1 protein-coding gene is annotated in these 1403 nt (G+C 31.9%); it reads left to right on the top strand.

The window, feature by feature from the left end; all coding sequences use genetic code 11:
• Positions 1-147 precede the first annotated feature (147 nt).
• The gene (locus tag HGB55_RS14940; RefSeq protein ID WP_168817865.1) at positions 148-1131 is read left to right on the top strand and encodes a type I restriction enzyme HsdR N-terminal domain-containing protein; all 984 of its coding nucleotides are present in this window, start codon (positions 148-150) and stop codon (positions 1129-1131) included.
• Positions 1132-1403: the final 272 nt, after the last annotated feature.

The raw sequence follows: 1403 nt of genomic DNA, 5'->3' as shown, positions 1-1403 counted from the left end.
CCGTTTATAATCAATGCTTAGGTTTGGTCAAGTCGAGAAGTTTTCGCATTTTTATACAGCAGATTTTCCTAGCGGAAAATCAGCCGCGTACTTTAACGCACTGAATCATACACAAACACGTTGGCAACAAGCTAAAAAAAACCGAGAATGAACAAAGAGAAATGGAATGAAATAGCATATTTACTGTCTGAAAATTTACCGACAGATTTAAGCGAAACCGATTTTGGGCAAAAAGTTATCCAAGCTTTGAGAATTTTAGACTGGAAAGAATATAAAGGCGAAATCGAAAAAGAACATTCACTTCAATTTGGTTCAGTAAATAAATTAAGACCTGACTTCATCATTAAATCCGAAGATAAGAGATTATTCGTGATTGAAATTAAACTCCCGAGCATTCCAATAAATTCAAATTTTCAGCGTCAGTTATTTTCTTATATGCGACAATTAAAACTCGAATACGGAATTTTAATTGGACAAGGAATTCAAATCTTTTATGATGGAAATCTAATAAATCAAGATGACCCTATTTTACTCGAAACCATACAATTGAAACCAGATAACGAAAAAGGAGAAAAATTCGTTGAGCTATTCAGTAAAGAAAGTTACAGCACAGAATTATTAAAATCTTTCACACTAAACTCTCTGAAAAAAATAAACCGAAAAGAAGACCACAAAAAACTGACAGAAAAAATATTATCCGAAAATTATAAAGAAAAAATTTCGGAATTAATAAAGCAAGATTTTTTAAACGAATATGATGGAGAATTAATAGATTCTGTTCTCAAAGAATTAAAAATTGAGATTAAGAGAAAACATTCAGAAATAACTCAAACGGAATTACCTAAAAGCCAATTCAGAGAACCGAAAAACATTGATTATTCAAATGGAATTTTGCCAATTGGATTAAATCCATCATCAGAATCGGAATTTAAACGCAGACTTTTATTGACTAAAACGGCATATATCACGACATTTTATAAAAATGGAACATCTAAACAAAAAGTTTGGAATGCTAACAGATTTAGAGAAACTTCGGGAGTTTTAGGAAATTTAAGGTCAAGACCAGAATTCAGAAATGGAGAATGGCAAAAACTCGGAATTGAAAAAGTTTTAGTTTCGATTGACAAATAGAAATCGGAAAGAAAAGCCAGTTGCCAACACCGTATAAAATTAATTGCTTGGTTCTAGCCTACTTACGAAAATCCTCGCGGATTTTCTATTCGGTTTGTATTTGCTAAATTAGGTGCTTGAAACACGCAACTAATCTTATACAAACCCGTTGGGTAAAATGGGGGAATTTCAGCCTGAAATTCCTAATTTGAGTTTTATGAGTTTAAAATCTCAAACTGTCTGAGACACGAGCCGAAAAAATTACTGAGATAAAAAAGTTTGAAAACTACTTC

Source organism: Lutibacter sp. B1, from assembly GCF_012524075.1.
Taxonomy (GTDB): Bacteria; Bacteroidota; Bacteroidia; order Flavobacteriales; family Flavobacteriaceae; genus Lutibacter.
Note: the sequence above shows the minus strand (reverse complement) of the source record. Positions and strands in the feature narration are given on the sequence as shown.